At 63.9% G+C, this 24,591-nt stretch carries 23 protein-coding genes; 17 read left to right on the top strand and 6 right to left on the bottom strand.

Going from position 1 to position 24,591, the window contains the following annotated elements; all coding sequences use genetic code 11:
* Positions 1-90: 90 nt before the first annotated feature.
* Entirely contained in the window at positions 91-612 is a 522-nt protein-coding gene (locus tag BXE_RS27080; protein WP_011491318.1) for a GNAT family N-acetyltransferase, read from the bottom strand.
* 189 nt (positions 613-801) lie between these two features.
* On the opposite strand from BXE_RS27080, the gene BXE_RS27075 reads away from it, so the two are divergent.
* The 3 genes from BXE_RS27075 (at position 802) to BXE_RS27065 (ending at position 3,238) form a co-directional block, all read left to right on the top strand.
* Positions 802-1,254 carry a MarR family winged helix-turn-helix transcriptional regulator gene (locus tag BXE_RS27075; RefSeq protein ID WP_011491317.1) on the top strand — a complete coding sequence of 151 codons (453 nt, stop codon included), beginning with the start codon at positions 802-804 and terminating at the stop codon, positions 1,252-1,254.
* Positions 1,255-1,269: 15 nt separating this feature from the next.
* Positions 1,270-1,833, top strand: coding sequence for an isochorismatase family protein (locus tag BXE_RS27070; protein ID WP_011491316.1), 564 nt, complete (start codon positions 1,270-1,272; stop codon positions 1,831-1,833).
* Between the two features lie 64 nt (positions 1,834-1,897).
* Positions 1,898-3,238, top strand: coding sequence for an MFS transporter (locus BXE_RS27065; RefSeq protein ID WP_011491315.1), 1,341 nt, complete (start codon positions 1,898-1,900; stop codon positions 3,236-3,238).
* An 82-nt stretch (positions 3,239-3,320) separates the two neighbouring features.
* Here BXE_RS27065 and BXE_RS27060 read toward each other — a convergent pair whose 3' ends face one another.
* Positions 3,321-4,844, bottom strand: a complete 1,524-nt coding sequence (locus BXE_RS27060) for a CoA-acylating methylmalonate-semialdehyde dehydrogenase (RefSeq protein ID WP_011491314.1) — start codon at positions 4,842-4,844, stop codon at positions 3,321-3,323.
* Between the two features lie 249 nt (positions 4,845-5,093).
* The gene (locus tag BXE_RS27055) at positions 5,094-6,182 is read right to left on the bottom strand and encodes a hypothetical protein (RefSeq protein ID WP_040124874.1); all 1,089 of its coding nucleotides are present in this window, start codon (positions 6,180-6,182) and stop codon (positions 5,094-5,096) included.
* A gap of 202 nt (positions 6,183-6,384) precedes the next feature.
* On the opposite strand from BXE_RS27055, the gene BXE_RS27050 reads away from it, so the two are divergent.
* The 3 genes from BXE_RS27050 (at position 6,385) to BXE_RS27040 (ending at position 9,254) form a co-directional block, all read left to right on the top strand.
* Entirely contained in the window at positions 6,385-7,290 is a 906-nt protein-coding gene (locus BXE_RS27050; protein WP_011491313.1) for a LysR family transcriptional regulator, read from the top strand.
* 131 nt (positions 7,291-7,421) lie between these two features.
* Entirely contained in the window at positions 7,422-8,093 is a 672-nt protein-coding gene (locus tag BXE_RS27045; RefSeq protein WP_011491312.1) for an HAD family hydrolase, read from the top strand.
* Between the two features lie 21 nt (positions 8,094-8,114).
* Positions 8,115-9,254, top strand: a complete 1,140-nt coding sequence (locus tag BXE_RS27040; RefSeq protein WP_011491311.1) for a DSD1 family PLP-dependent enzyme — start codon at positions 8,115-8,117, stop codon at positions 9,252-9,254.
* A 27-nt stretch (positions 9,255-9,281) separates the two neighbouring features.
* Here the strand turns inward: BXE_RS27040 and hpaR are convergent, their stop codons facing one another.
* Positions 9,282-9,689, bottom strand: a complete 408-nt coding sequence (hpaR, locus tag BXE_RS27035; protein WP_040124876.1) for a homoprotocatechuate degradation operon regulator HpaR — start codon at positions 9,687-9,689, stop codon at positions 9,282-9,284.
* A gap of 180 nt (positions 9,690-9,869) precedes the next feature.
* On the opposite strand from hpaR, the gene BXE_RS27030 reads away from it, so the two are divergent.
* The 7 genes from BXE_RS27030 to hpaI all read left to right on the top strand — a co-directional run bounded on the left by BXE_RS27030 (position 9,870) and on the right by hpaI (position 15,928).
* Positions 9,870-10,643, top strand: a complete 774-nt coding sequence (locus BXE_RS27030; protein ID WP_011491309.1) for a fumarylacetoacetate hydrolase family protein — start codon at positions 9,870-9,872, stop codon at positions 10,641-10,643.
* Complete coding sequence (locus tag BXE_RS27025; protein WP_011491308.1) at positions 10,640-11,398, top strand: fumarylacetoacetate hydrolase family protein; 759 nt, start codon at positions 10,640-10,642, stop codon at positions 11,396-11,398. Before BXE_RS27030 ends, BXE_RS27025 begins: the two co-directional genes overlap by 4 nt.
* A 29-nt stretch (positions 11,399-11,427) precedes the next feature.
* Complete coding sequence (hpaE, locus tag BXE_RS27020; RefSeq protein ID WP_011491307.1) at positions 11,428-12,885, top strand: 5-carboxymethyl-2-hydroxymuconate semialdehyde dehydrogenase; 1,458 nt, start codon at positions 11,428-11,430, stop codon at positions 12,883-12,885.
* Between the two features lie 106 nt (positions 12,886-12,991).
* Positions 12,992-13,855, top strand: a complete 864-nt coding sequence (gene hpaD / locus BXE_RS27015) for a 3,4-dihydroxyphenylacetate 2,3-dioxygenase (protein ID WP_011491306.1) — start codon at positions 12,992-12,994, stop codon at positions 13,853-13,855.
* Positions 13,856-13,876: 21 nt separating this feature from the next.
* Positions 13,877-14,290 (top strand): 5-carboxymethyl-2-hydroxymuconate Delta-isomerase, encoded by a 414-nt coding sequence (locus BXE_RS27010; protein ID WP_011491305.1) that lies wholly within the window; start codon positions 13,877-13,879, stop codon positions 14,288-14,290.
* Positions 14,291-14,310: 20 nt separating this feature from the next.
* The gene (hpaH, locus tag BXE_RS27005; protein WP_011491304.1) at positions 14,311-15,114 is read left to right on the top strand and encodes a 2-oxo-hept-4-ene-1,7-dioate hydratase; all 804 of its coding nucleotides are present in this window, start codon (positions 14,311-14,313) and stop codon (positions 15,112-15,114) included.
* Positions 15,115-15,124: 10 nt separating this feature from the next.
* On the top strand, positions 15,125-15,928 hold the full coding sequence (gene hpaI, locus BXE_RS27000; protein WP_011491303.1) for a 4-hydroxy-2-oxoheptanedioate aldolase: 804 nt from the start codon (positions 15,125-15,127) through the stop codon (positions 15,926-15,928).
* Between the two features lie 56 nt (positions 15,929-15,984).
* On the opposite strand, the gene BXE_RS26995 is transcribed toward hpaI, so the two are convergent.
* Positions 15,985-18,318 carry a bifunctional diguanylate cyclase/phosphodiesterase gene (locus BXE_RS26995; protein ID WP_040124879.1) on the bottom strand — a complete coding sequence of 778 codons (2,334 nt, stop codon included), beginning with the start codon at positions 18,316-18,318 and terminating at the stop codon, positions 15,985-15,987.
* A 120-nt stretch (positions 18,319-18,438) separates the two neighbouring features.
* Entirely contained in the window at positions 18,439-19,584 is a 1,146-nt protein-coding gene (locus BXE_RS26990) for a GGDEF domain-containing protein (protein WP_011491301.1), read from the bottom strand.
* A gap of 547 nt (positions 19,585-20,131) precedes the next feature.
* Between BXE_RS26990 and bcsD the strand changes: the two genes are divergently transcribed.
* From bcsD to bcsA, 4 genes are all read left to right on the top strand, one after another.
* Positions 20,132-20,587, top strand: a complete 456-nt coding sequence (gene bcsD / locus BXE_RS26985) for a cellulose biosynthesis protein BcsD (protein WP_011491300.1) — start codon at positions 20,132-20,134, stop codon at positions 20,585-20,587.
* Positions 20,588-20,753: 166 nt separating this feature from the next.
* Entirely contained in the window at positions 20,754-21,602 is an 849-nt protein-coding gene (gene bcsP / locus BXE_RS26980; RefSeq protein ID WP_011491299.1) for a cellulose biosynthesis protein BcsP, read from the top strand.
* On the top strand, positions 21,599-22,387 hold the full coding sequence (gene bcsQ, locus BXE_RS26975) for a cellulose biosynthesis protein BcsQ (protein WP_011491298.1): 789 nt from the start codon (positions 21,599-21,601) through the stop codon (positions 22,385-22,387). The genes bcsP and bcsQ overlap by 4 nt, the downstream gene beginning before the upstream one ends.
* Positions 22,384-24,588, top strand: a complete 2,205-nt coding sequence (gene bcsA / locus BXE_RS26970) for a UDP-forming cellulose synthase catalytic subunit (RefSeq protein WP_011491297.1) — start codon at positions 22,384-22,386, stop codon at positions 24,586-24,588. Before bcsQ ends, bcsA begins: the two co-directional genes overlap by 4 nt.
* The last annotated feature ends 3 nt before the right edge of the window (positions 24,589-24,591 follow it).

Genomic DNA, 24,591 nt, shown 5'->3' with positions numbered 1-24,591 from the left:
GCGCGTGAGCGGAATGATTCGTCCCGGTCACGCCTGCCGCGCTTTTTTACGCCAGCGGATAGTGCGACGCATCACGTCACGTTCCACCCGTCACGCCAGATCGCGCTGCATGAAAACGCGTTTCGATTCATCCAGTCCTTGCGCAATGTGCGCGTCGCGCCGCGCTCGCAACGCCGCGTCGAGTTCAGTTTCCTCGATATCGCGAAAACCGAGCCGCCGATAGTACGGCGCATTCCACGGCACCTCGCGAAACGTCGACAGGATGAGTTGCGTGAGCCGCGCCGCACGGGCGACCTGTGCGACCTGGCCGATGAGCGCCGCGCCGATACGCCGCCCGGCGTGCGACGTGAGCACGTCGAGTTCCTGCACGTAGATGGATGTGGCCTGCGGCTCGAACATCACGAAACCGGCGCACTTTTCATCACTATCCACGGCGACGATGACTTCCCGCGCCGCTATCTTGCGGGCGACGAGTTCCGGTTCCATCGGCGGCGCGTCGGCAATGCCCGCCATGCCGACGCTCGCAAAACGCTGACCCGCTTCGAATTCGATCGTGCGGATCGCGCTCGCATCGTGCGGCGCGGCAAACCGGAAAGTCGTGGCGTGCTGCATGGACGCTCGCAGGCTTGTGCTGATGGCTATTCTCCCAATGGCCGGTTCGACGGCATGCACCGATATTGACATCTGCGCCGGGCAATAGACAAGTGAGCGCGGCGGTCCCGCTGGCCCGCCGCAGCCCCGACTTGACGCCGACCAGATGCGAAGGTAACCTTCGCAGGTATCCTTCATATCCATTGCGACATGGCCAAGCCCGATCTACCGGTCGATCCCGACTCCCTGCACATCGTGGCCGAAGACTTGCGCGTGCTGGTCGGCAAACTGCGCCGCCGTTTGCGCGAGGAGTCGCATGTCGGCGATTTCACGCCCTCTCAGGTGCAGGTCCTCGGCTTGCTGGAACGCGAAGGTCCGGCAACCGTCACCGCGCTCGCGCGTGCTCATGGCATGCGTCCGCAGTCGATGGGCGAGACGCTTTCGGCACTGAAGGCCGCCGGGCTGGTAAATGGCACGCCCGATCCGAACGACGGCCGGCAAACGGTTCTCTCCCTCACGCCCGCCTTTCGCAAGAAGGTCAAGGCAAGCCGCGCGGCACGTGAAGACTGGCTGTTTCGCACCATCCAGACGCGCTTCTCGGCGGCCGAGCAGCAACAGCTCGTTATCGGCGTCGAACTGCTCAAACGCCTCATCGACTCGTAACTCCAGGAGTACTTCATGGCACTCACCACACTCGACGCAAAAACCGCACTCATCGTCGTCGATTTGCAGCGAGGCATTGTCGCGCTGCCCACCGCGCATCCCACCGGCGAAGTGGTCGAGCGCTCGGCCGTGCTCGCGGAGGCGTTTCGCCGCCACGGCCTACCCGTGGTGCTCGTCAACGTGACCGGCGGCGCGCCGGGCCGCACGCAGGAGGCGCGCAACACGGGCGACTTCCCCGCCGGATTCGCGGATCTGGTGCCCGAGCTGAACGCGCAACCGTCCGATCATCGGGTCACCAAGCGCACCTGGGGCGCATTCACCAATACCGATCTCGAAGCGTACCTGCGCGGGCAAGGCGTCACGCAAGTCGTGCTCGTGGGCGTGGCGACCAGCATCGGCGTCGAATCCACCGCGCGCTACGCACACGAACTCGGCCTGAACGTGACGCTCGTGGTCGACGCCATGACCGATCGCAATGCGGATGCTCACATCAACAGCATCACGCGCATCTTCCCGCGCCTTGGCGAAACCGGCACGACGCAGGAAGTCCTCGATCTGCTCGAACGCTCGCGCGCATGACCCTGAGTTTGAACATGCGCCGCAGCTCGCGCGCCGCGCGGACCCTTCGAGCGGGAATCGTCCGGTGATCGGCACTTTCCGTTCGCTGAGCAATTTCAACTACCGGGTCTGGGCGAGCGGCGCGATCGTCTCCAACGTCGGGACATGGATGCAGCGCACGGCGCAGGATTGGCTCGTGCTCACCGAGCTCACGCATCACAACGCGACCTCGGTGGGTATCGTCATGTCGTTGCAGTTCGGCCCGCAAATGCTGATGTTGCCGCTGACCGGCTATGCCGCCGATCACTTCGACCGTCGCAAGCTGCTCTTCGCGACTCAGGCGGGCATGGGTTCGCTCGCGCTGTGCCTCGGCATTCTCACCGTCACCGGGCTCGTGCAGTTGTGGCACGTCTATGTCTTTGCGGGACTGCTCGGCTGCGTCACCGCGTTTGATTCGCCGGCGCGTCAGACTTTCGTGTCGGACCTGGTCGGCGAGCACGATCTGTCGAACGCGGTCGCGCTGAACTCCACTTCGTTCAACGCGGCGCGCATGATCGGACCTGCGGTCGCGGGGCTGCTGATCGCCTCGGTGGGCACCGGTTGGGTGTTTCTCATCAACGCGCTTTCGTTCGTCGCGGTACTCGGTTCGCTGCGCATGCTGCGTGTGAGCGAACTGCATCTGAAGCCGCGGGCGGTGCGCACGCGCGGCAGCTTCGTCGAAGGTTTCAAGTACGTGTGGACGCGTCCCGATCTGAAGGCCGCGTTGCTGATGCTGTTCCTGATCGGCACGTTCGGCCTGAATTTCCCGATCTTCATCTCGACGATGTCGGTCACCGCGTTTCACGCGGGCGCGGGCGAATACGGTGTATTGAGCTCGACTATGGCGATCGGCTCCGTCACTGGCGCGCTGCTCGCCGCGCGCCGGGCGAAACCGCGCATGGCGCTGCTGCTCATCGCAGCGGCCGTGTTCGGGGTGGGCTGCACTGCGGCCTCGCTGATGCCGAACTCCGTGCTGTTCGGCATTGCGCTGATGGTGATCGGCGTGGCGACGCAAACCTTCAACACCTCGACCAACAGTCTCGTGCAGCTTTCCACCGAGCCCGTCATGCGCGGCCGGGTGATCGCGATTCTGCTGGCCATTGCGTTGGGCGGCACGCCGCTCGGCGCGCCGGTGGTGGGTTGGGTCGCAGACCGTTTCGGTCCGCGTTGGGCGCTGGGTGTGGGCGCGGCATCGGGGTTCGCGGCGGCGGTTGTCGGCGTGCTCTACCTCGTGAAATACCGCCGGTTGCGCGTGTATATCGAGGCGGGGCGTTTGCGCTACAGCATCGACGAGCCACGCCAGGCGCCGGCTTATGTCAGTCCTGCTGTCGCGGTGCAGAACGCTGTTCTCAGCGAAGTGGAAGAAGATTCCTCTTCGGGTGTTTAGAGAGGCGTTGCCCGGGGGATGTGGAAAAGCCGCGCCTGGTTCAGGCGCGGCTTTTCTGACTCCGACTGACTTGCTTGCCGACCTACTTCGCCACCGGCATCGTAAATTCAGCACCTTTGGCGATGCTATCCGGCCAGCGCTGCATGATGCTCTTGTAGCGCGTATAGAAGCGCACGCCCTCTTCGCCGTAAGCGTGATGGTCGCCGAACAGCGAACGCTTCCAGCCGCCGAACGAATGCCATGCCATCGGCACCGGAATCGGCACGTTGATGCCGACCATGCCCACCTGAATCTGCCGGCCGAACGCGCGCGCCACCCCGCCATCCGACGTGAAGAGCGACACGCCGTTACCGAATTCGTGCGCGTTGATCAACTCCACGGCGCTCGCGAAATCGGGCACCCGCACCACTGCCAGCACCGGGCCGAAGATCTCTTCCTTGTAGATCTTCATCTGCGTGCCGACATTGTCGAACAGCGTACCGCCGATAAAGAAGCCTTCTTCGCTTGCCACCGGATGCGCGCGGCCGTCGACGATCAGCTTCGCGCCTTCCGCCTCGCCCGACGCGATATAACCGGCCACCTTGGCCTTATGTTCGGCGGTAACCAGCGGACCCATTTCAGCGTCGAGATTTTCGCCGTTCCTGATCACGAGCGATTTGACGCGCGGCACCAGTTTCTCGATCAGTTGGTCGGCCACATTGCCGACCGCCACCGCGACCGAGATCGCCATGCAGCGCTCGCCCGCCGAACCGTAGGCTGCGCCGATCAGCGCGTCGACCGCCTGGTCCAGATCCGCGTCCGGCATCACCACCAGGTGATTTTTCGCGCCGCCGAGTGCCTGCACGCGTTTGCCGCGCTTCGACGCTTCCGTGTGAATGTATTCGGCGATCGGAGTGGAGCCCACGAACGACAGCGCCGCGACGTCCGGGTGATCGATCAGCGCATCGACGGCCACCTTGTCGCCGTTGACGACGTTGAACACACCGTCGGGCAGGCCGGCTTCCTTCAGCAGTTCGGCAATCCGCAGCGACGCCGACGGATCACGCTCCGACGGTTTCAGCACGAACGTATTGCCGCAGGCGAGCGCAACCGGGAACATCCACATCGGCACCATGACCGGGAAGTTGAACGGCGTGATGCCCGCGACCACACCGAGCGCCTGACGCAGATTCCAGTTGTCGATGCCGCCGCCGATCTGGTCGGTGAAATCGGTCTTGAGCAGGTTCGGAATGCCGCACGCGAATTCGACGACTTCGATGCCGCGCACCACTTCACCTTGTGCGTCCGTGAACACCTTGCCGTGTTCGCGCGTGATCAGCATCGCCAGTTCGTCGTGATGCTGGTTGAGCAACTCCTTGAACCTGAACAGAATGCGCGCGCGCTTGAGCGGCGCGGTTTCGCTCCAGGCGGGAAAGGCGGCCTTGGCGGCCTGCACTGCCGCGTCCACTTCCTCGACCGAAGCGAGGGCGACCGAACCGGTGACTTTGCCGGTGGCGGGATTGAACACGTCCTTGAAGCGGCCGCTGGTCGGCGCGGCCGGCGCGCCGCCGATATAGTGGCCCAACTGCTGCACCGACAGCTTTGCTTGTTCGTTCACTACATTCATGTCCTTACCTCGTGTTCGGGATCAAGCGCGGCGTGTCACCACCGGGCCATAGGCAAAAAATCAGGCTGCGTCGCACCGCGCCAGAGCGGCGAACCGCTGGTCGACGGGCTCCGTCGAGACTTGCCAACTGTATCGACGGCGCCGGTCATACTCCCGATACAGCCAGATAAAACCGCGCCTCACTGTATTGTTTTTTGCGCGGCAACTGTATTGGCGCGTGGGTCTTGCCCGATCTATCGCGGCGAATGCTCAGCGCCATGCGTCGGTCAATTCGTTGGCGAGCACCATCTTCTCGCGGATCACTTCCACAAAGGCAGCGTTGGCACCGCCATGCGCCTTGAGAAATTTGAGGGCGGCGGAATGCACCGTGCGCATCGCGCGTCCGTCGATTCCGCTCATGCGTGCCGCGCCGCCACGCGTCTCTTCGACCAGATCGCGCGCGTTGCTGAAGTCGGGCGACAAACCGCTTTGCGTTTCGAATGCGGTGCTCAACGCCAGCGCGTAATCGCGCGACGCGCCAAGCCGGTCGATGTCGATCAGCAGATCGACATCCTCCGCCATACGCAACGCGCAAAGAATCCACAACGCGACGAATGCCCGATACGCGTTATGGCCTTCCGCCGTGCGCGCGTACTGCTCGCACGCCATTGCGTACGCGTCTTCCGAAGCAGGTGCGGCAGGCGGCAAGCTCACGCCGCAAATCTCGATGGCCTGCCTGACCAGCGGATCCGCCTGATTCAGCCCCAGCACGCGAAACGGCGCGGCCACGAAAAACGGATTGCTCCACTGCCGGCTGAGCAGCCACCCGGAAGCAAACTGCGATGCCGGATTGCGCAGCACGCCCACATGCATCGCCTGCGGAAAAGCCGCCCGCAGCCACGGCAGCCGGCCCGATGAACGGCAAAATTTGAACACCGGCACGCTGCCCTGTGCGGTGGTGCGCTCGCACAGATTGCGTAAATAGGCCTGTAATTGCGGGAAATTCGCGTCCGGCACATTAGCGAAGCGATCGAGACTGAAACGCCTTTGATAGCCGGCCACACCGCGAGCACCTTCCTGCAGGAACGGCCGGTATTCTTCGAAGTACGGCGCGGCAAGCGGCGGGTGTCCGGACGTGAGCGTGGGACGCGACGCGGAAACATCCGCAAGACTCAGTTCCGCGAGCACATTGCTGAGCGGTTCATAGAAAGCGGTCACGGTATCGAGTTCACGCAGACGCGACCAGACCCACGTTCCCGCACTACGCCAGCCCGTGTGCAGAAACACCGCCTGTTTCAAGGCGCTGTGCTGCGCGGTATCGTTCGACAGACCATTCGACGGCCCATTAGACAACGGCATGTGGACTTCTCTTTCAAATGAAAAACAACAGGAATTCAGCGCAAGCGCACACTTTAGCGGACCGCGCTTCTGGTCGAGTAACAGAAGCATCACTTTACCTTGCCAGCCAGCCCGCGTTTGTCCGCACGCGCGCCGGACCGGACTGGAACCGCGCATCCAGACACTTTATGCTGCCGGAGTTCCTCACTCAAACGTTGCCGCCATGAACGATTCGGCCGATATCCGCTTCCTGTTGACGCTGCGCGAAAGCGGCAGCCTGATCGCCGCCGCGCGAAAGCTGGGGTTGTCGCCCTCCGCGGTCACACAGCGGCTTCAACAACTGGAAAGGAAACTGGGCGCGCAACTGGTGAACCGCACCGCGCGCCGCCTGCAATTCACCGAAGAAGGCACATTGCTGTGCGAACGGGGCGCCGAGCTCGTCCAGCAGTTCGACGCGCTGTTCGAGGATCTGCAGATGCGCCGTGGCGGACTCGTCGGTACGCTGAAAATCAACGCGCCGCTGGGGTTCGGGCGACGACATCTCGCGCCTGCGATTGCCGCGTTCCAACAGCAGAATCCGGATATCGACATCGCGCTCACGCTCTCCGACCGGCCTTTGACCGAGACAACCGATCGTTTCGATATCGTCGTGCATATCGGCGAGCTGCCGGTGTCGAACCTGGTTGGCTACACGATTGCACCGAACGCGCGCTTCGTCTGCGCAGCGCCTGCATTGATCAGGCGAACCGGCGTGCCGGGGTCTCCAGATGAGTTGAGCAAATTACCCTGCATCGTGCTGCGCGAGAATAACGAAGATGTCTCACTGTGGCAGTTCAGCAAAGGCCGCACGCGCCGCAGCGTGCGCGTGTCCGCCCACCTGAGCTGCAATGACGGCGACGTGATCCGCCAGTGGGCATGCGAAGGCCGCGGCGTGATCCTGCGTTCCGAATGGGACGTGGCCGACGACCTCGCGAAGGGCAAGCTCATCCGTTTGCTGCCGGAATGGAGAGCGCCCGCAGCCGACGTGATCGCCCTCACGCATCAGCGGACCGGGCTGCCGGCGCGCACCCGCCATTTCATGCAGTATTTGCAAAGCAGTTTCAGGCCTCAACCGCCCTGGCGGCGATAAGTGTCAATACGCAGTTGCATGCACTCACGAATGAATCATTCAGCCTGACTCAATCTATGAGTTAATCCATCTGAACGTCACCGCGCCAATCGAACTTTATAATCAGCTCACCGTCTACTGCCGGCCTGATCATGACTCTCGCCTCCGTGCCCGCCGCCTATCCCAAAGCGGTTCTGTTCGACCTGCTGACCGCCCTGCTCGACTCGTGGAGCGCATGGAACCGCGCAGCCGGTTCCGAGCAGGCGGGCCGCGCATGGCGCGCCGCTTATCTGCGCCTGACCTACGGCTGCGGCCAGTACATCGCGTACGAACAACTGGTGCGCGAAGCCGCCGCGCAAGTCGGCCTGCCCGAATCCGCGGCGCTTGCGCTCGAAGCGGAATGGCCGAACCTCGCGCCGTGGAGCGGTGCCGTCGATGCGTTGCAAACGCTCGCGCCGCATTGCAAGCTGGCCGTCGTCACCAACTGCTCGGCGCGCCTCGGCACACAGGCCGCGAATCTCCTCCCGGTTCGCTGGGACGCGATCGTCACCGCCGAAGAAGCCGGCATGTACAAACCAGACCCGCTACCCTACCGTCTCGCGCTGCAAAAACTCGGCGTAGCGGCCCATGAAGCCGCGTTCGTGGCGGGCTCCAGCTACGATATGTTCGGCACGGCCGCCGTCGGCTTGCGGACCTACTGGCACAATCGCGTCGGCCTGCCGCTCGTAAGCGGCGCGCAGCCGCCCGAGATCGAAGCGCCGACGCTCGACCCGCTCGCTGCATGGCTCGCCCGCTTCGGCGCGAACCGGCACGAGCGCGCATGACTCCATTTTCCCGGTGAAAGCATGAAACTCGACCAGATCGAAACCCCAGCCGCGTTGATCGATATCGCCCGCATGCAGAAGAACATCGCGCGAATGCAGGGGCATATGAACACGCTCGGCGTCGCGTTTCGTCCGCATGTGAAGACCACCAAATGCATCGACGTGGTCCGCGCGCAGATCGCCGCGGGCGCGCGCGGCATTACCGTTTCGACGTTGAAGGAGGCGGAGGCATTCTTTGCCGCGGGCGTCGAAGACATTCTTTACGCCGTCAGCATGGCTCCGTCGAAGCTGCCGAGAGCGCTCGCGCTGCGCCGCCAGGGCTGCGATCTGAAGCTCGTGGTGGACAACCCGAACGCCGCAGCCGCGATTGCCGCATTCAGCGACCAGCACGGCCAAACCTTCGAGGTATGCATCGAAGTGGACACGGACGGGCACCGCTCAGGCATCACACCGGAACAGGACACCTTGCTCGAAGTCGGCCGGATTCTGCACGAGAACGGCGTGAAGGTGGGCGGCGTGATGACCCATGCCGGCTCCAGCTACGAACTGGATACGCCCGAGGCGCTCGCCGCGCTCGCGGAACAGGAACGCGCGGGCTGCGTACGCGCGGCACAGCGGCTACGCGAGGCCGGCATTGCGTGCCCGGCGGTCAGCGTCGGCTCCACGCCGACCGCGCTTGCGGCCACGCAACTGGAAGGCGTCACGGAAGTGCGCGCCGGTGTGTACGTGCTGTTCGATCTCGTCATGCATAACGTCGGCGTATGTGCGCTCGACGACATCGCGCTCAGCGTGCTCGCCACGGTGATCGGCCATCAGGCGGACAAGGGCTGGGCCATTCTCGACGCGGGCTGGATGGCCATGAGCCGCGATCGCGGCACCGCGAAGCAGTCGCACGATTTCGGCTACGGCCAGCCATGTCTGCTGAACGGCACGCCGCTGCCCGGCTACGTAGTAAGCGCCGCCAATCAGGAACACGGCATTCTCTCTGCGACAGCAGAACACGCACACACCGGCGAAGACATCACGCAGCGCTTCCCGATCGGCATGAAACTGCGCATCCTGCCGAATCACGCATGCGCCACCGGCGCGCAGTTTCCCGAATACCACGCGGTGACGCCGGACGGCGACAGCGTGGAATGGAGACGCTTTCACGGTTGGTGATCCGGCGCGCAAACGCCAGGCCTTACCTCACTCCTCTTCTTCCTCCAGACCGGCCAGCAGATCGTCCACCGCGCGATACACGCGCTCGACGATCTCCGGCCCCACCTTGCGCTCCAACTCGCGGTAATGCGCCTCGAGGTCTTTGGAAATCACGCGCACCAATTCCAGGCTCGTGTCCGTGAGCGACACCAGCACGCGCCGCTGATCTTCGGCGAACCGCTCCTTGGTCACCAGTTCCATGCTCTCCATGCGCGCGAGCACGCCGGCCATGCTCGGGCTCGAAATCGTGCAGATATCGGAGATATGGCGCGGCTCCATCGGGCCGTGTTCGTTCAGCGCGCGAATCACGCGCCACTGCTGCTCGGTCAATCCATGCGCGGTAATCAACGGACGAAACCGCTCCATCATTTTTTCTCTGGCGCGCAGCAACAACATCGGCAGGTTGCGGTGCAAAACTCGGGTCGAAGCGGAAGCAGACATAGTGGAAGTTGAATTGAAACCAGCCGTGAAAGCTTAAGGGAAAACCCGCGATCAGCCGGCAGACTATTGACCGTGGATGATATCAAGCGCAATACTACTAACATGTTAGTGTTTTTGACAAGAGACAGGTCATTTATGTTTGCACTTGCCGATCATCTGCTGCATCCCGAAGGCGAGGCGCTGCCCCGCGACGTGGATGCGGGCAGCGCGGCCGCGCTGCTCGCACGTGGCATGGCGTGCCGCGCGCCGGTCAGCGGCGCGGTCTACGGCACCTTGCTGAACGACCGCGCCGCGCTCGCGGCGTTGGGCGATGCAATGCACGCCGCGCCTTATAAAGCGCCGCCGAAAGCGCCGGTGCTCTATCTGAAGCCGCGCAATACGCTCGCCGGACATCGCGCGCGTGTCGCGGTGCCGGACAACGCGTTGGGCGTGGAAGTCGGCGCGTCGCTCGGCATCGTGATTGGCCGCACTGCAACACGTGTCAGCGTGGAGCAGGCGTTGCACTACATTGCCGGCTATACGCTGGTCGCCGATCTCAGCGTGCCGCATGCGAGCGTGTACCGGCCGTCTGTGCGATTCCGGGCACGCGACGGTTTCTGCGTCATCGGACCGGCCGTGGTTGCAGCGCGTCATATTCCCGCGCCGGACGATCTGCAAATCAGGGTTTCGCTTGCCGCAGGCGCGACTTTCAACGCAAGCACCGCGTCGTCGGTACGCAATGTGGCGCAACTGCTCGCGGACGTGACCGACTTCATGACGCTCAGCGCGGGCGACGTCATCACGCTCGGCGTGCCGCATGGTTCGCCTGTCGCGCATATCGGCGACTCGGCCACGTTGTCGATCGGCGCAATGCCGCCGCTTACGGTGTCGTTCGTCGGTGCCGAGGAACAAGTGGGAGAACAGCCATGATGCGCGGCCGTATTGCGTATGCAGGCGCGATTCACGAAGCCTGTCCCGACGCCAATGGCGTGCGTCTCGCCGACGGCCGCGTGCGTGGCGAACATGAAGTGGTCTGGCTTGCCCCGATCGAAGTCGGCACGATCTTCGCGCTCGGCCTGAACTACGCCGAGCATGCGAAGGAGTTGCAGTTCGGCAAACAGGAAGAGCCGCTCGTGTTTCTCAAGGGACCGGGCACGGTGCTGGGTCATCGCGGCGTGACGCGCCGCCCCGCCGACGTCACCTTCATGCACTACGAGTGCGAACTCGCGGTCGTGATCGGGCAAACCGCGCGCAACGTCACCCGCGAAAACGCCATGCAGCATGTAGCCGGCTATATGATCGCCAACGACTACGCGATTCGCGACTACCTCGAAAACTACTACCGCCCCAACCTGCGCGTGAAGAATCGCGACGGCGGCACGGTGCTCGGCCCCTGGTTCGTCGACGCAGCGGATATCGAAGACGTCACGCAACTGGAGTTGCGCACGTTCGTGAACGGCACGCGTCAGCAACACGGCAATACGCGCGACCTCGTCACCGATATCCCGGCGCTGATCGAATACCTGAGCAGCTTCATGACCCTCGCGCCCGGCGACGTAATCCTGACCGGTACGCCCGAGGGCATCGTCAATGTCAATGCGGGCGACGAAGTGGTCTGCGAAATCGACGGTCTTGGCCGTCTCGTCAATACGATTGGATCGGACGCGGACTTCGGCCGCGCCTGATCGACTGCCTTACAGGGGACAACAAGCCAATGCGAATCGACCATCTGATCAACGGCAAATCGGGCGCCGCGAAAGACTACTTCGAAACCGTCAATCCGGCCACGCAAGAGGTGCTCGCTGAAGTAGCCCGCGGCGGCGCCGAAGAAGTGGACGCCGCCGTGCGCGCCGCCAAAGACGCGTTTCCCGCATGGGCCGCCAGGCCCGCCGCGGAACGCGCGAAGCTGGTCCGCAAGCTCGGCGAATTGATCGCGAAGAATGTGCCGGAAATCTCGGAGACCGAAACGAAGGACACCGGGCAGACGATCTCGCAGACGCGCAAGCAACTCGTGCCGCGCGCCGCCGACAACTTCAGCTACTTCGCCGAAATGTGCACGCGTGTCGACGGCCATACGTATCCGACCGATACGCACCTGAACTACACGCTGTTTCATCCGGTCGGCGTCTGCGCGCTGATCTCGCCGTGGAACGTGCCGTTCATGACGGCGACCTGGAAGGTGGCGCCCTGTCTCGCGTTCGGCAATACGGCCGTGCTGAAGATGAGCGAACTGTCGCCGCTCACGGCCGCGATGCTCGGCAATCTCGCGCTCGAAGCCGGCATTCCCGCCGGCGTGCTGAACGTGGTGCATGGCTTCGGCAAGGAAACCGGCGAACCGCTGGTCGCGCATCCGGACGTGCATGCCGTATCGTTCACCGGATCGACGGCGACTGGCAACCGTATCGTGCAAACCGCAGGGCTGAAGAAGTTTTCGATGGAACTTGGCGGCAAGTCGCCGTTCGTGATTTTCGACGACGCCGACTTCGAGCGCGCGCTCGACGCCGCCGTGTTCATGATCTTCTCGAACAACGGCGAACGCTGCACGGCGGGTTCGCGCATTCTCGTGCAACGGGGCATTTACGCGCGTTTCGCCGAGCGTTTCATCGAGCGTGCGAAGCGTTTGAGCGTGGGCGATCCGCTGTCCGACAGCACCATTGTCGGCCCCATGATCAGCCAGGGCCATCTGGCGAAAGTGCGCAGCTATATCGAACTGGGTCCGAAAGAAGGCGCGACGCTCGCGTGCGGCGGTCTCGATCTGCCCGAGTTGCCCGACGCGCTGCGCAAAGGCAACTTCGTCCAGCCTACCGTGTTCGTCGATGTCGACAACCGCATGCGTATCGCGCAGGAAGAAATCTTCGGCCCGGTCGCCTGCCTGATTCCGTTCGACGACGAAGCCGACGCGATCGAGCTCGCCAACGACATCTCCTACGGCCTGTCGAGCTACATCTGGACCGAGAACACGGGCCGCGCGCTGCGCGTCGCCGCCGCCGTCGCAGCGGGCATGTGCTTCGTCAACAGCCAGAACGTGCGTGATCTGCGCCAGCCGTTCGGTGGCACCAAGGCATCCGGCGTGGGTCGCGAAGGCGGTACATGGAGCTACGAAGTGTTCCTCGAACCGAAGAACGTTTGTGTGTCGCTCGGCTCGCATCACATTCCGCGCTGGGGCGTTTGAGGCGCGGATGTCTTGCGCGCATGTCTTGCGCACGTGGGCGCCATGCATCATGCGTCGCGCGGAACAGGCCTTACGAAATAGCAGTTATCTTGCATGGGAGACCGCGATGGGCAAACTCGCGTTGGCAGCAAAAGTGACTCACGTCCCGTCGTTATATCTGTCCGAACTCGACGGTCCGCACAAGGGCTGCCGTCAACCCGCGATAGACGGTCATCATGAAATCGGCCGGCGTTGCCGCGAACTGGGCGTGGATACGATCGTCGTGTTCGACGTGCATTGGCTGGTGAACAGCGAATACCATATCAATTGCGCGCCGAAGTTCGAAGGCATCTATACGAGCAACGAGTTGCCGCATTTCATCAGGAACATGCCGTACGCGTATCCGGGCAATGTGGAACTCGGCAATCTGATCGCGGAAGTCGCCAGCGAAATGGGCGTGAAGAGCCGCGCGCACAGCGAGACCACGCTCGAACTCGAATACGGCACGCTGGTACCGATGCGCTACATGAATGCGGATCAGCACTTCAAGGCCGTCTCGGTAGCAGGCTGGTGCGTGTGGCATGACCTCGACACGAGCGTGCGCTTCGGCCTCGCGGTGCGCAAGGCGATCGAGGAACGTTACGAGGGCACTGTCGCGATTCTGGCGAGCGGGTCGCTGAGCCACCACTTCGCCAACAACGGCACGGCCGAGCAGTTCATGCATAAGGTGTGGAATCCGTTTCTCGAACAGATGGACCGCAAGGTGGTCGAGTTGTGGGAAGCCGGCGACTGGAAGACCTTCTGCGAGATGCTGCCGCTCTACAACGAGAAATGCTGGGGCGAAGGCGGCATGCACGACACCGCCATGCTGCTCGGCGCGCTCGGCTGGGATCGTTACGAAGGCAAGGTGGAAGTCGTCACGCCATATTTCGGCAGTTCGGGCACCGGCCAGATCAACGCGATCTTTCCGGTTACGCCTCTGCCCGTTTGAGTTGCAACGAAGGAGTTCACCGTGCCGCATCTGACAATCGAATACAGCGCCAATCTCGCCGGCGCGCAAAGCATCGGACACCTGTGCAACGCGCTCGCGCACTGCCTCGACGCGCAGCGCGAAACCGGCAACGAAGGCGAACGGCGCGTCTATCCGCTCGGCGGCATCCGTGTGCGCGCGTTGCGCTGCGAGCAGTACTGCATCGCCGACGGACGCGCCGACGCCGCGTTCCTGCATGCGAACCTGAAGATCGGCGCAGGCCGCTCGGAAGCCGCAAAAAAGGCCACCGGCGACGCGTTGTTCGCGCTGATCAAACAGCACTTCGCGGCTGAATTCGAACAGCACGGCCTGGCGTTGTCGCTGGAGATCAATGAATTCAGCGAAGCCGGTACGTGGAAACACAACAACCTGCACGCGCGCCTGAAGGCCGAATAGCGGCTCATCGAGAATCCACCATGCTAGACGAACAGACTATCCGCGACCTTGCGGCGCAACTCGACCATGCGGAGAAAACGCGTACCCAATTGCGCCACTTCTCCGCCGCCTATCCGCAGATGACCGTGCAGGACGGTTACGCGATCCAGCGCGAGTGGGTGAAACTCAAACTCGCCGAAGGCCACGTGATAAAAGGCCGCAAGATCGGCCTCACCTCGCGCGCCATGCAGCGCTCGTCGCAGATCGACGAACCCGACTATGCACCGCTGCTCGACAGCATGTTTATCGAAAACGGCCAGGACATCCGCGCGGACCGCTTCATTGCGCCGCGCGTGGAAGTGGAACTGGCGTTCGTGCTGAGCAGGCCGTTAAAGGGCCCGGGCGTGACGCTGTTCGACGTGCTGGACGCGACCGCCTACGTGACGCCGGCCGTGGAAATCATCGACGCGCGCATCGAACAGTTCGACCGCGAGACCAGAGCGCCGCGCAAGGTCTACGACACGATCTCGGACTTTGCGGCGAATGCGGGCATCGTGCTGGGCGGCCGGCCGGTGCGTCCGCTGGACGTCGATCTGCGCTGGGTCGGCGCGCTGCTTTACAGGAACGGCGCGGTGGAAGAAAGCGGACTCGCGGCGGCAGTGTTGAATCATCCGGCCACCGGCGTGGCCTGGCTCGCCAATAAGATCGCTCCGTACGACGAAATGCTCAACGCGAGCGACGTGATCCTGAGCGGTTCGTTCACCAGCCCCATTCCCGCGCGGGCGGGCGACACTTTTCATGTCGACTATGGTCCGCTCGGCGGAATCGGCCTGAACTTCATTTGAGTGGACCAACATGTCTCTACCGCAAAACCATTTCAAACGCGCGCTGGCCGAAGGCAAACCGCAATTCGGCCTGTGGGCCGCGCTCGCCGACGCCTACGTGACCGAGTTGCTGGCTACCGCCGGTTTCGACTGGCTGCTGATCGACAACGAACATGCGCCGAACGACGTGCGCAGCACGCTGGCCCAATTGCAGGCCGTGGCCGCGTATGCATCGCATCCGGTGGTGCGGCCGGTGCGCAGCGACGCCGCGTTGATCAAGCAATTGCTCGACATCGGCGCCCAAACCCTCTTGCTGCCGATGATCGACACGCCCGAACAGGCGGCCGATGCGGTTGCCGCCACCCGCTATCCGCCCCAAGGCATTCGCGGCGTGGGCAGTGCGTTGGCGCGCGCATCGCGCTGGAACCGCATAGCGGATTATCTGGGCACGGCGGCAGATGAGTTGTGCGTGCTGGTGCAGGTGGAATCCGTGCAGGGCATGCAGAACTTGCCGGCGATTGCGGCAGTGGATGGCGTCGACGGCGTGTTCTTCGGTCCGGCGGATCTGAGCGCCTCGATGGGCCTGCTGGGCAAACCCGGCGATGCCAGCGTGCGCGAAGCGATTCGCAACGGCATCCGGATCGCGCGAAGCGCGGGCAAAGCCGCAGGCGTGCTCGCGCCCGATTCGGCGATTGCCGCCGATTATCTCGCAGCGGGCGCCACCTTTGTCGCGGTCGGCACGGACACGGGTCTGCTGAGCCGTGCGGCGGCAGATCTGGCGGCGTCGTATAAACAGAGCGCGGCGATGGCGACCTCGCCCACAGGCGGCTATTAAACGATCAAGCGAGTCCGCTCATCATTCACGCCGTAAGGCTGCGGCGTGAAAAAAACCTACTCCCCCGCGGGCCACGGCAGCCCCAACGCCGACCAGTCCAGTTCCACCCCGATCACGCAGCGCCCGGCGGCAAACTGCACCGCCAGCGTCACTGCGATACAAGGCCTGCCGCTCGCCAGCGAAAGATAAGGATTACTCGCCACCGCCACGCCCGGCAACAGCACCGCATTGCGGAAATACGGACGATGATCCCAGCGCGCATCGCGTGGATTCGCCACGGGTTGCAGCGAGGCCCCGTCGCTACTCCAGGCCGGCCCCGGCACTTCCTGGCCGATCTGCCTGCCCGAGTCGTCGAGAATGAAACAGCTGATGCAGCGATCGAACCTTGCGAGAGGCACAAACGCCACTTCCTTGGCGACGCCGGCCAGCAACGCGTCGGCGGCGAGCCGCAAGGCTGCGCGGTAAGGCTCCACTTCGGATTCGAACAGCGCATGCTGATGCGCGCGGCCATGCGCGATGACATCGAAAGCATCGTCGATGCGCCGATGCACCGACTCCGGCGGCGCAATCTCCGCAGCCGGCCGGCCCAGCAGATAACCCTGCGCGAAATCCACATTCGATTCCACGGCGAGAATCAGTTCCTCGGTGGTCTCCACGCCTTCGACCACCACCAGCATGCCCGCCTGATGCAGCAGCGAAACGAGCTTCGGCAGAATGGGCTGCTCGGTGCCGTGACTCGTCGCGCGAATCAGTTCGCCGTCGAGCTTGACGAGGTCCGGGCGAATCCGGAACAACCGGTCGAGATTCGACTGACCCGCGCCGAAATCGTCGACGGCGATCAGGAAGCCGTGCTCGCGGTACAACGCCGCCGCCCGCGACATGTCGTCGACACTGCCGCCGTGCGATTCGAGAATCTCCAGAATCACCCGTTCCGGTTCGAGTCCCACGGCCCGCACGAGCTTTGCCAGTTGATCCGCATAACCTTCGGCGATGAACGTGGCCGGCAGAATGTTGAGGAAGAGCCACGCGCCGTCCGGCAGCGACCCGCGCGCATTGGCCAGATGCACGGCGTGACTCGCGCGGTCGAGCGCGCCTTCGTCGCTGGAGGGCTTCGGCGCGAACAGAACCGCGGGCGGCACCAGCGTGCCGTCGCCCTGCTCGCCGCGCAGCAAGGCCTCGAATCCCACCTGCTTCTGATGCGACAGGCTGTAGAGCGGCTGGAAATGCGAGGTCAGGTAGTAATCCTCCCATCGGTGCCGCCGCACCGCCGCGCCATCCTCGCCGGCGGCGTCGTCGACCAGCAGTTGCAACGCGTCGCGCGGCAGCGGGCGCTCGGCGCACACGCGGTTTCTGCCGGAGTGCTTGGCGCGCAGCAAGGCTTCGTCGGCGCGGTCGAGCAGCATCATGATGCTTTCGCCGCTGCGGTGCTCGGCCACGCCGAAGCTCGCGGTCAACTGGCCGTCCGGCCGTTCGATCGCGGCGATCGCGAGGCGCAGCCGTTCGGCCAGATGAAGCGCGCCGGTGAGCCCATCGCACAGCAGCAGCGCGAATTCCTCGCCGCCGATGCGGCTCACGCTGTCGTCCGCGGAGGCTTCTTCCATCAACGCGTGGGCCACCTCGTAGAGCGCGTGGTCGCCGACCGCATGGCCGAAGCGGTCGTTCAGGGATTTGAAGTTGTCGATGTCGAGAAAGATCGCGCTGATCCGCGTCTCCGGCGCGAGCGTGTCGAGACGGCGCTCAGCCTGCTTGACGAACGAACGGCGGTTTTGCAGGCCGGTTAGCGGGTCGGTGGCCGCGAGTTGCGCGAGTTGGCTTTCGAGCAGAAAGTGGTTGCGGCGAAACCGGTAGAAGCCGAAATGGAACACGGCGGAAGTCGGCACGCCGATTGCCGCGATCCACATCCACACCACGATCTCGACATCGCGCGTCAACGGCGCGCCGAACAGCAGCGCGTACGCCGTGGCGTAAAGCAGCGCGCTGCCGGCAACGAAATGCGTGGGCGTAAGCCACAGCGGCGCGGCGCAGACCGGTATCACGACCATCGCGGGCAGCACCCACAACAGCGGTTGCGCGACGCCGGCAACGTTCAGCGCAAGGCCCGCCACCAGTACCTGCGAGTAAGCCACGCCGATCAGCCCGAATACCCACGTCGACTTTGCGCGCGGGATCGCCAGCACGAGCAGCGCGAGCACCAGTGCACATCCGAGCCGGTAGGCGAGCGGCGCAGCGGGGCCATCGACCAGGTTGCGCGCCCCGATGAAACACAGGAACGCGACCACGGTAAACGCCATCGTTACCGTGGAAAGCGGACGCTGGTGTTCGAGCGAGCGCACGTGAAAGCGATCGCGCAAACCGGAATCGGACGGGTGCTGCATTGAGTTGGAAAGCATATCGATAGATACCAGGCGGGTTCCGGTCACTCTGCCCATGTTTATCGGCCAGTATCCGACAAATATTTATGCCTTCCGTACAAATAGAACAGAGAATCTTTCTTGACAGGCCGGTTTGCGTCAAGCCGCCATCACCCGATTGCGGCCCGACGCCTTGGCCACATAGAGCGCGCCATCGGCACGCGCCATCAGTTGGGCCAGCGATTCGTCGCGCCGAAGCTGGTCCACGCCGACGCTGAAGGTGTAGCGCAGCCCGCGCGGCAGGCCGTTCGGCGCGGTTGCCGCGAGGCGGATCCGCAGACGGTCGAGCAGGCTCACCGCCTCGGCGGTGGTGGTGGCCGGACACAGCACGCCGAATTCCTCGCCGCCCAGCCGGCCGAACACGTCGCCGGTCCGCAGGTTGCGTGCGACGAACGTGGCGAAGTGGCTCAGCACCTGGTCGCCCGCGGCGTGACCGTGGTTGTCGTTGACCGCCTTGAACGAGTCGATGTCGATGATCGCCATCGCCAGCGGCGAACGGGTTCGCCGCGACGCGTTCAGCAGCGCGTCGCCGACCGCCAGAAACGCGCGGCGCGACAGCGCGCCCGTGAGGTCGTCGATATTGGCAAGCCGTTCGAGCCGTTCGGCGAGGCGGTCGTGGGCCAGCATCACCACGCCGATCGACAGACACAGCGGCGCAAGAATGCCGAGCGCGAGAAATATGACGTTGGACGGCGAGACCTGCAGCAACCCGGTCTGCACCAGCCAGCCAAAGCCGTACATGACCCCGCGCGAGGTGTGCCCTGCGAACAGCAGCAGCGCCGCCACCGCGAGAAAGTAATAGCTGTAGCGCGGCCGGTTCGAAGGACGCCCGCGCAGCATGAGTACCGCGAGCACGACATACAGGCTCGCGTGAAACGCCGACACCAGCGCGACCCGCGCGTTGAAGTCCGGCGCGGCGAAGGTCCAGTACGAAATGCCCACCAGCACCGCGACAAGGCCCGCGTAGGCCGGCCAGGGCCGCGCGCGGCGCCCGAGAAAGCGGAAACAGCCTTCGACCACCAGCAGCAGCGAAGCGGCCATCAGCACATTGGACGCCACCAAGGTCAGCCACTGCGATGCATGGCCTTGCAGCGAGAAAGCGAGCAATGCGACGATCGCCACGGCGTTGGCCGACACCCAGTAGCCGACGCCGGGAATCGCCGCGCGCCACAACGAGCCGAGCACGGCGATTGCCATGACGCTCGACAGAATGGTGACCAGAAGAATGCTGAGTGGATTGAACATTGGGGCGAATTATCGAACGGCATCATACCAATGTGCCACGCGCGCGTTTCGCGCGCGACCCGAAGCAAGTGCGCAAGCTTAACGGGCGCGAGCGAAAGTTGGGATGCGCAAGGCAATCGAAAGACTCGGAAAGAATGCCTGCCCGGGAAAATGCGCGCCCGCCACGCGGTCGCGCAACGTTGCGTTTATCACGAAACGAAAGAGTTAAATCAACGACCAAACCGGCCGTTAATGCAACCATGACGGCCGCATTGTTAGGGGTGCATCCACGATAGCAGGGCGAACAGCCGATTCAAGCGGCAAAAGTTACGTAATCGATCTGCCTTCACCACCGCGGACTCCGCGTATACGCAGGCGAATCGAGAGTGGTTAAATCTTAATGTCTTAAGTAGACTCCTTCGAAGCGTGGTGAACAGACTAGACAACCCGATAAAAGTAGTTCCGGCGGAACGCAATACTCCATTTCCCGAAAGCTCTTTTTCTTTGCGCCTGGTCGTAGGCGTCGGATTGTCAAGCGGCTCGAAACAACGACCATCTCCCGGAAAACATGGTCCCTATTCTTGATTACCTGCTGGAACATCAAATCTCGCCACAGTGGCGCGGCATGCTCACCGCTTTGGCAAGCGAATTCGAAGCGCAGATCGGTCGCGACGAACTGCGCCAACTGATGCACCGCGTGGGCAGCCGCTTTGCCGCGGCGCATCCGCTGCCCGCGTGCGAGTCGACCGCCGAGCTCGCACGCACCTTGAACCTCTACTGGCATGACATGGATTGGGGCTACGTCGAATTGGCGGACGAAGCCGAGTCGCTGCGCATCGTTCACTATTGCGCGCCGTTGCAGGCATTCGGCGGCACGGCGCTTGCCTGGACGCCGGCGTTTCTCGAAGGCGTGTATCAGACCTGGTTGAGCGCATTGGGCGCGCAAGGTTTGTCGGTGGCGCAAACGAGCGGGTATAGCGAGGACACTGCCATCGAGTTTCGTCTGGGCCGTCATCCTGTTTGAGGGGGACGCACTGCGCATGGAAGCAGCAGCACAGGCAGCAACACGAAGTGCAGAACGCGCCAGACCGGTGCGCGTGAAGTAGCGGGACGAACAGTACCCGTGTTTTAGCGCCGCGAACACAAGTTGGGATCGGGGCAAGGCTAGTCATGAACGAGACGGCGGCACAATGAGTTCATCGAGCGACATCGAAAAACTTTTCGATCACTTTGGCGGCGACGCCAACGCGTACCAGGAAATCGGCCGTGAAAACGAGGCGCGTTCGGCGCGCACCCGTTGGCCACTATTAGTCACGCTCGATCTGACCCAGCCCACGATTCCCGCGATCGGGCAGCGTCGCGAGGCCAGACCTCAGGCGCCGATGGCGGCGGGGTCGCCGGTGGCCGTCGATCGCCAGGACTCCACGTCGAAAGACGCAGCCTCCGTGACGCGCGCGAAGGCGCCGTTGTTCACCCGCTCGCATCGGCGGGACATTCCGCCCGTGGCCGTGGCCGCGCCGGCTACGGTGCCGAGGGGCGCTTCGCGCTTTAGCGCGCTCGAATCGAAAGCCGAAGCGGCGCCGCAAGCCGCAAGCGCCGTTGCGGAAGCGGACGCCGCGGCGCCAGCGACCGTGCAAGCCGCGCCGGCTGCTTCCGTGCCGCCCGCCATTGCCTTGCGCACGCCCGTCACTCCTGTCACCCAAACGATCCCGGCCGCCGCGCCCAATTGGGCACAAGCCCCGGCACTCACACGCGCTTATACGACAGCGCCCTCGGCGATTTCAATGCCGCCGGTGCCGAGCACACCCGCCGCGCCATCGCAACCCGCTTCGATCCTCGGCAAGCTGTTCGCGCCGCAGCCCGAAGCCGCACCGCCGCAACCCGCTGCAACCGGCAGCGAACCGGCGCCGTTGCGAACCATCTTCGACCGTCTGCGCGGCACGCCCGCCCAAACGGCCGCCGCACCAGCCGGTATTGCGCCCGCCGCCGCGCCCCGCACCTCCAACTCGTGGCTGATCAACGGCCCTCGTCGCTCATGAAAGTCATCGCGGTGGTGTCCGCCAAAGGCGGGGTCGGCAAGACCACCCTCGCCGCCAATCTCGCTTCCGTGCTCGCCGCGAGCGGCCGGCGTGTGATCGCGCTCGACCTCGACCCGCAGAACGCGCTGCGTCTGCACTTCGGTGTGCCGCTCGACAGCATCGACGGTTTGTCGCGCGCCACGCTGACGGGCGACCCGTGGCAGACCGTGATGTTCGACGGCGTGGACGGCGTGACCGTGCTGCCCTATGGCGCGTTGCTCGAAGACGACCGCCGCCGCTTCGAAGCGTATATCGACCAGGAGCCGCGCTGGCTCGCGCAGTCGTTGCAGAATCTGCGCCTCGACGCGGCCGACATCGTGATCATCGACACGCCGCCGGGTTCGTCCGCCTACGTGCGCACGGCCTTGTGCGCGGCCACCTTCGCGCTGAACGTGGTGCTCGCCGACGCCGCCTCGTACGCCGCGATTCCGCAGATGGAGCGGCTGATCGACGCGTACGCGGCGCCGCGCGCCGAGTTCGGCGGCGAAGGCTACGTGGTCAACCAGATCGACCAGTCGCGCCAGCTGACCAAAGACGTCCTCAAGGTGCTGCGCCAGATGCTCGGCGCGAAACTGTTTCCGGGCGTGATCCATCTGGACGAAGGCGTGAGCGAGGCGCTCGCCTGCGACACGACGCTGATCCACTACGATCCGCTCAGCCAGGCGGCCGCCGATTTCCGCGCATGCGGCACATGGCTCATGACGACGGTCGACGCCATCGCCGTCTCGCCGAGGAACGTCGCATGAGCACGACTTCAACGCCCGGGCTCGAGCCCGCGGAGCCGTCGCGGCTCGAACGCTTCGTCGACGCGCGCTTCTGGAACAGCCGCATCATCACCGGCCTCGTCACGCTGTTCGCACTGGTGATGCTGTACTTCGTCTTCACGGTGCCGCTCGCGTTCTACCAACAGTTGACGTTCGCGACCTGCTGCTTCGTTACCGCGCTCATGTTCCGCCGCCTGCAAGGCCGGTACGCGACAATGGTGATGATCATGCTGTCCGTGCTCACCTCGGGCCGCTACATGTACTGGCGGCTGACCGCGACGACTTACTGGGAGCATCCGCTCGACGCCTGGTGGGGTTTGCTGCTGGTATCCGCCGAACTCTATTCGACCGTCGTGCTGATGCTCGGCTACTTCCAGACCGCGTGGCCGCTCAAGCGCACGCCGATGCCGCTGCCCGTCTCGCGCGACGAATGGCCGACCGTCGACGTGTTCATTCCGACCTACAACGAACCGCTCTCGGTGGTGAAGCCGACCATCTACGCCGCGCTCGCGCTCGACTATCCGGCCGAGAAGATCTCGATCCACGTGCTCGACGACGGCCGCCGCCCCGAGTTCAAGGCGTTCTGCGAAGAGGTCGGCGTCAACTGGACGATCCGCACGCACAACCGCCACGCGAAAGCCGGCAACATCAACGAAGCGCTGAAGATCACCAGCGGCGAATACCTCGCGATTTTCGACTGCGATCACATTCCGACCCGCTCGTTCCTGCAGATCGGCCTCGGCTGGTTCCTGCGCGACAAGCTGCTGTCGATGCTGCAAACGCCGCACCATTTCTTTTCCGCCGATCCGTTCGAACGCAACCTCGGCACGTTCCGCAAGGTGCCGAACGAAGGCGAACTGTTCTACGGGCTCGTGCAGGACGGCAACGATCTGTGGAACGCCACGTTCTTCTGCGGCTCGTGCGCGTTGCTGCGCCGGACCATGGTCGAGGAGATCGGCGGCATTGCGGTCGAAACCGTGACCGAAGACGCGCACACCGCGTTGAAGCTGCACCGTCTCGGCTACACCACCGCGTATCTGGCGATTCCGCAAGCCGCGGGACTCGCCACGGAAAGTCTCTCCGGCCACATCGGCCAGCGGATTCGCTGGGCGCGCGGCATGACGCAGATTTTCCGGATCGACAATCCGCTCACCGGCAAGGGTCTGAAAATCGGTCAGCGGCTGTGCTATCTGAACGCGATGATGCACTTCTTCTACGGCATTCCGCGTCTGGTGTTCCTGACCGCGCCGCTGTCGTATCTGTTCTTCGGCGCGCACGTGATCGAAGCCGCCGCCAGCACCATCGCGATCTACGCGCTGCCGCACATGATGCACGCGAGCATCACCAACTCGCGCATGCAGCGCTCGTTCCGCCATTCGTTCTGGGCCGAAGTGTATGAGTCCGTGCTGGCCTCGTACATCACCGCGCCCACCCTGCTCGCGCTGATCAACCCGAAGCTCGGCAAGTTCAACGTGACGGCCAAGGGCGGCCAGATCGAAAAGAACTACTTCGACTGGGCCATCTCGCGGCCGTATCTGTTCCTGCTGTTGCTGAACCTGATCGGCTTCTGCGTGGGCGTCGTGCACATCTATTTCAACTGGCACATTCGCAGTGTGGTGCAGACCACCATCCTCAATCTCGGCTGGACCACCTACAACATGCTGATTCTCGGCGCGAGCGTGGCCGCCGCGAGCGAGCGCCGGCAGATTCGCGCGGTGCACCGCGTGGCGATGCAGATGCCCGTGATGCTCAAATTCTCGACCGGCCGCACGCTCGCCTGCGAAACCATCGACTACTCGGAAGGCGGCGTCGGCGTGGCGCTGCCCGCCTCGATCCAGGTGCCGATGCACGAACGCGTGAGCGTCTCCCTCTTTCGCGGCGACGAGGAATACGCGTTCCCGGCAATGGTCAGCTTCACCGCACCGGGTCGCGTGGGTCTGCGCTTCTCCACCATGACGCGCGAGCAGGAGTACGAGTTCGTCAAGACCACCTTTGCACGCGCCGACGCCTGGACCGGCTGGGCGGAAGGACGCCAGCAGGACACGCCGCTGCGCGGCCTGTCGCATGTGCTGACGGTCGGCGTACGCGGCATCGCGGGTCTGTTCGAGCATCTCTATGCCGACCTTCGCAGTTCGATGAAAAGCCGTCCGATGGACGTCAAGAAGCTAAAAACGAAAGACTGATCT

The organism is Paraburkholderia xenovorans LB400, from assembly GCF_000013645.1.
GTDB lineage: Bacteria > Pseudomonadota > Gammaproteobacteria > Burkholderiales > Burkholderiaceae > Paraburkholderia > Paraburkholderia xenovorans.
Note: the sequence above shows the minus strand (reverse complement) of the source record. Positions and strands in the feature narration are given on the sequence as shown.

Coding starts and splice junctions, on each gene's coding strand:
- BXE_RS27070 (WP_011491316.1), top strand. CDS start 1,270: ATGGCACTCACCACACTCGACGCAAAAACCGCACTCATCGTCGTCGAT.
- BXE_RS27055 (WP_040124874.1), bottom strand. CDS start 6,182: ATGCCGTTGTCTAATGGGCCGTCGAATGGTCTGTCGAACGATACCGCG.
- BXE_RS27040 (WP_011491311.1), top strand. CDS start 8,115: ATGAAACTCGACCAGATCGAAACCCCAGCCGCGTTGATCGATATCGCC.
- bcsP (WP_011491299.1), top strand. CDS start 20,754: ATGAGTTCATCGAGCGACATCGAAAAACTTTTCGATCACTTTGGCGGC.
- BXE_RS26995 (WP_040124879.1), bottom strand. CDS start 18,318: ATGCTTTCCAACTCAATGCAGCACCCGTCCGATTCCGGTTTGCGCGAT.
- hpaR (WP_040124876.1), bottom strand. CDS start 9,689: ATGTTGTTGCTGCGCGCCAGAGAAAAAATGATGGAGCGGTTTCGTCCG.
- BXE_RS27080 (WP_011491318.1), bottom strand. CDS start 612: ATGCAGCACGCCACGACTTTCCGGTTTGCCGCGCCGCACGATGCGAGC.
- bcsD (WP_011491300.1), top strand. CDS start 20,132: ATGGTCCCTATTCTTGATTACCTGCTGGAACATCAAATCTCGCCACAG.
- bcsQ (WP_011491298.1), top strand. CDS start 21,599: ATGAAAGTCATCGCGGTGGTGTCCGCCAAAGGCGGGGTCGGCAAGACC.
- BXE_RS27075 (WP_011491317.1), top strand. CDS start 802: ATGGCCAAGCCCGATCTACCGGTCGATCCCGACTCCCTGCACATCGTG.
- BXE_RS27060 (WP_011491314.1), bottom strand. CDS start 4,844: ATGAATGTAGTGAACGAACAAGCAAAGCTGTCGGTGCAGCAGTTGGGC.
- hpaE (WP_011491307.1), top strand. CDS start 11,428: ATGCGAATCGACCATCTGATCAACGGCAAATCGGGCGCCGCGAAAGAC.
- BXE_RS27025 (WP_011491308.1), top strand. CDS start 10,640: ATGATGCGCGGCCGTATTGCGTATGCAGGCGCGATTCACGAAGCCTGT.
- BXE_RS27045 (WP_011491312.1), top strand. CDS start 7,422: ATGACTCTCGCCTCCGTGCCCGCCGCCTATCCCAAAGCGGTTCTGTTC.
- BXE_RS27050 (WP_011491313.1), top strand. CDS start 6,385: ATGAACGATTCGGCCGATATCCGCTTCCTGTTGACGCTGCGCGAAAGC.
- hpaH (WP_011491304.1), top strand. CDS start 14,311: ATGCTAGACGAACAGACTATCCGCGACCTTGCGGCGCAACTCGACCAT.
- bcsA (WP_011491297.1), top strand. CDS start 22,384: ATGAGCACGACTTCAACGCCCGGGCTCGAGCCCGCGGAGCCGTCGCGG.
- BXE_RS27030 (WP_011491309.1), top strand. CDS start 9,870: ATGTTTGCACTTGCCGATCATCTGCTGCATCCCGAAGGCGAGGCGCTG.
- hpaI (WP_011491303.1), top strand. CDS start 15,125: ATGTCTCTACCGCAAAACCATTTCAAACGCGCGCTGGCCGAAGGCAAA.
- BXE_RS26990 (WP_011491301.1), bottom strand. CDS start 19,584: ATGTTCAATCCACTCAGCATTCTTCTGGTCACCATTCTGTCGAGCGTC.
- hpaD (WP_011491306.1), top strand. CDS start 12,992: ATGGGCAAACTCGCGTTGGCAGCAAAAGTGACTCACGTCCCGTCGTTA.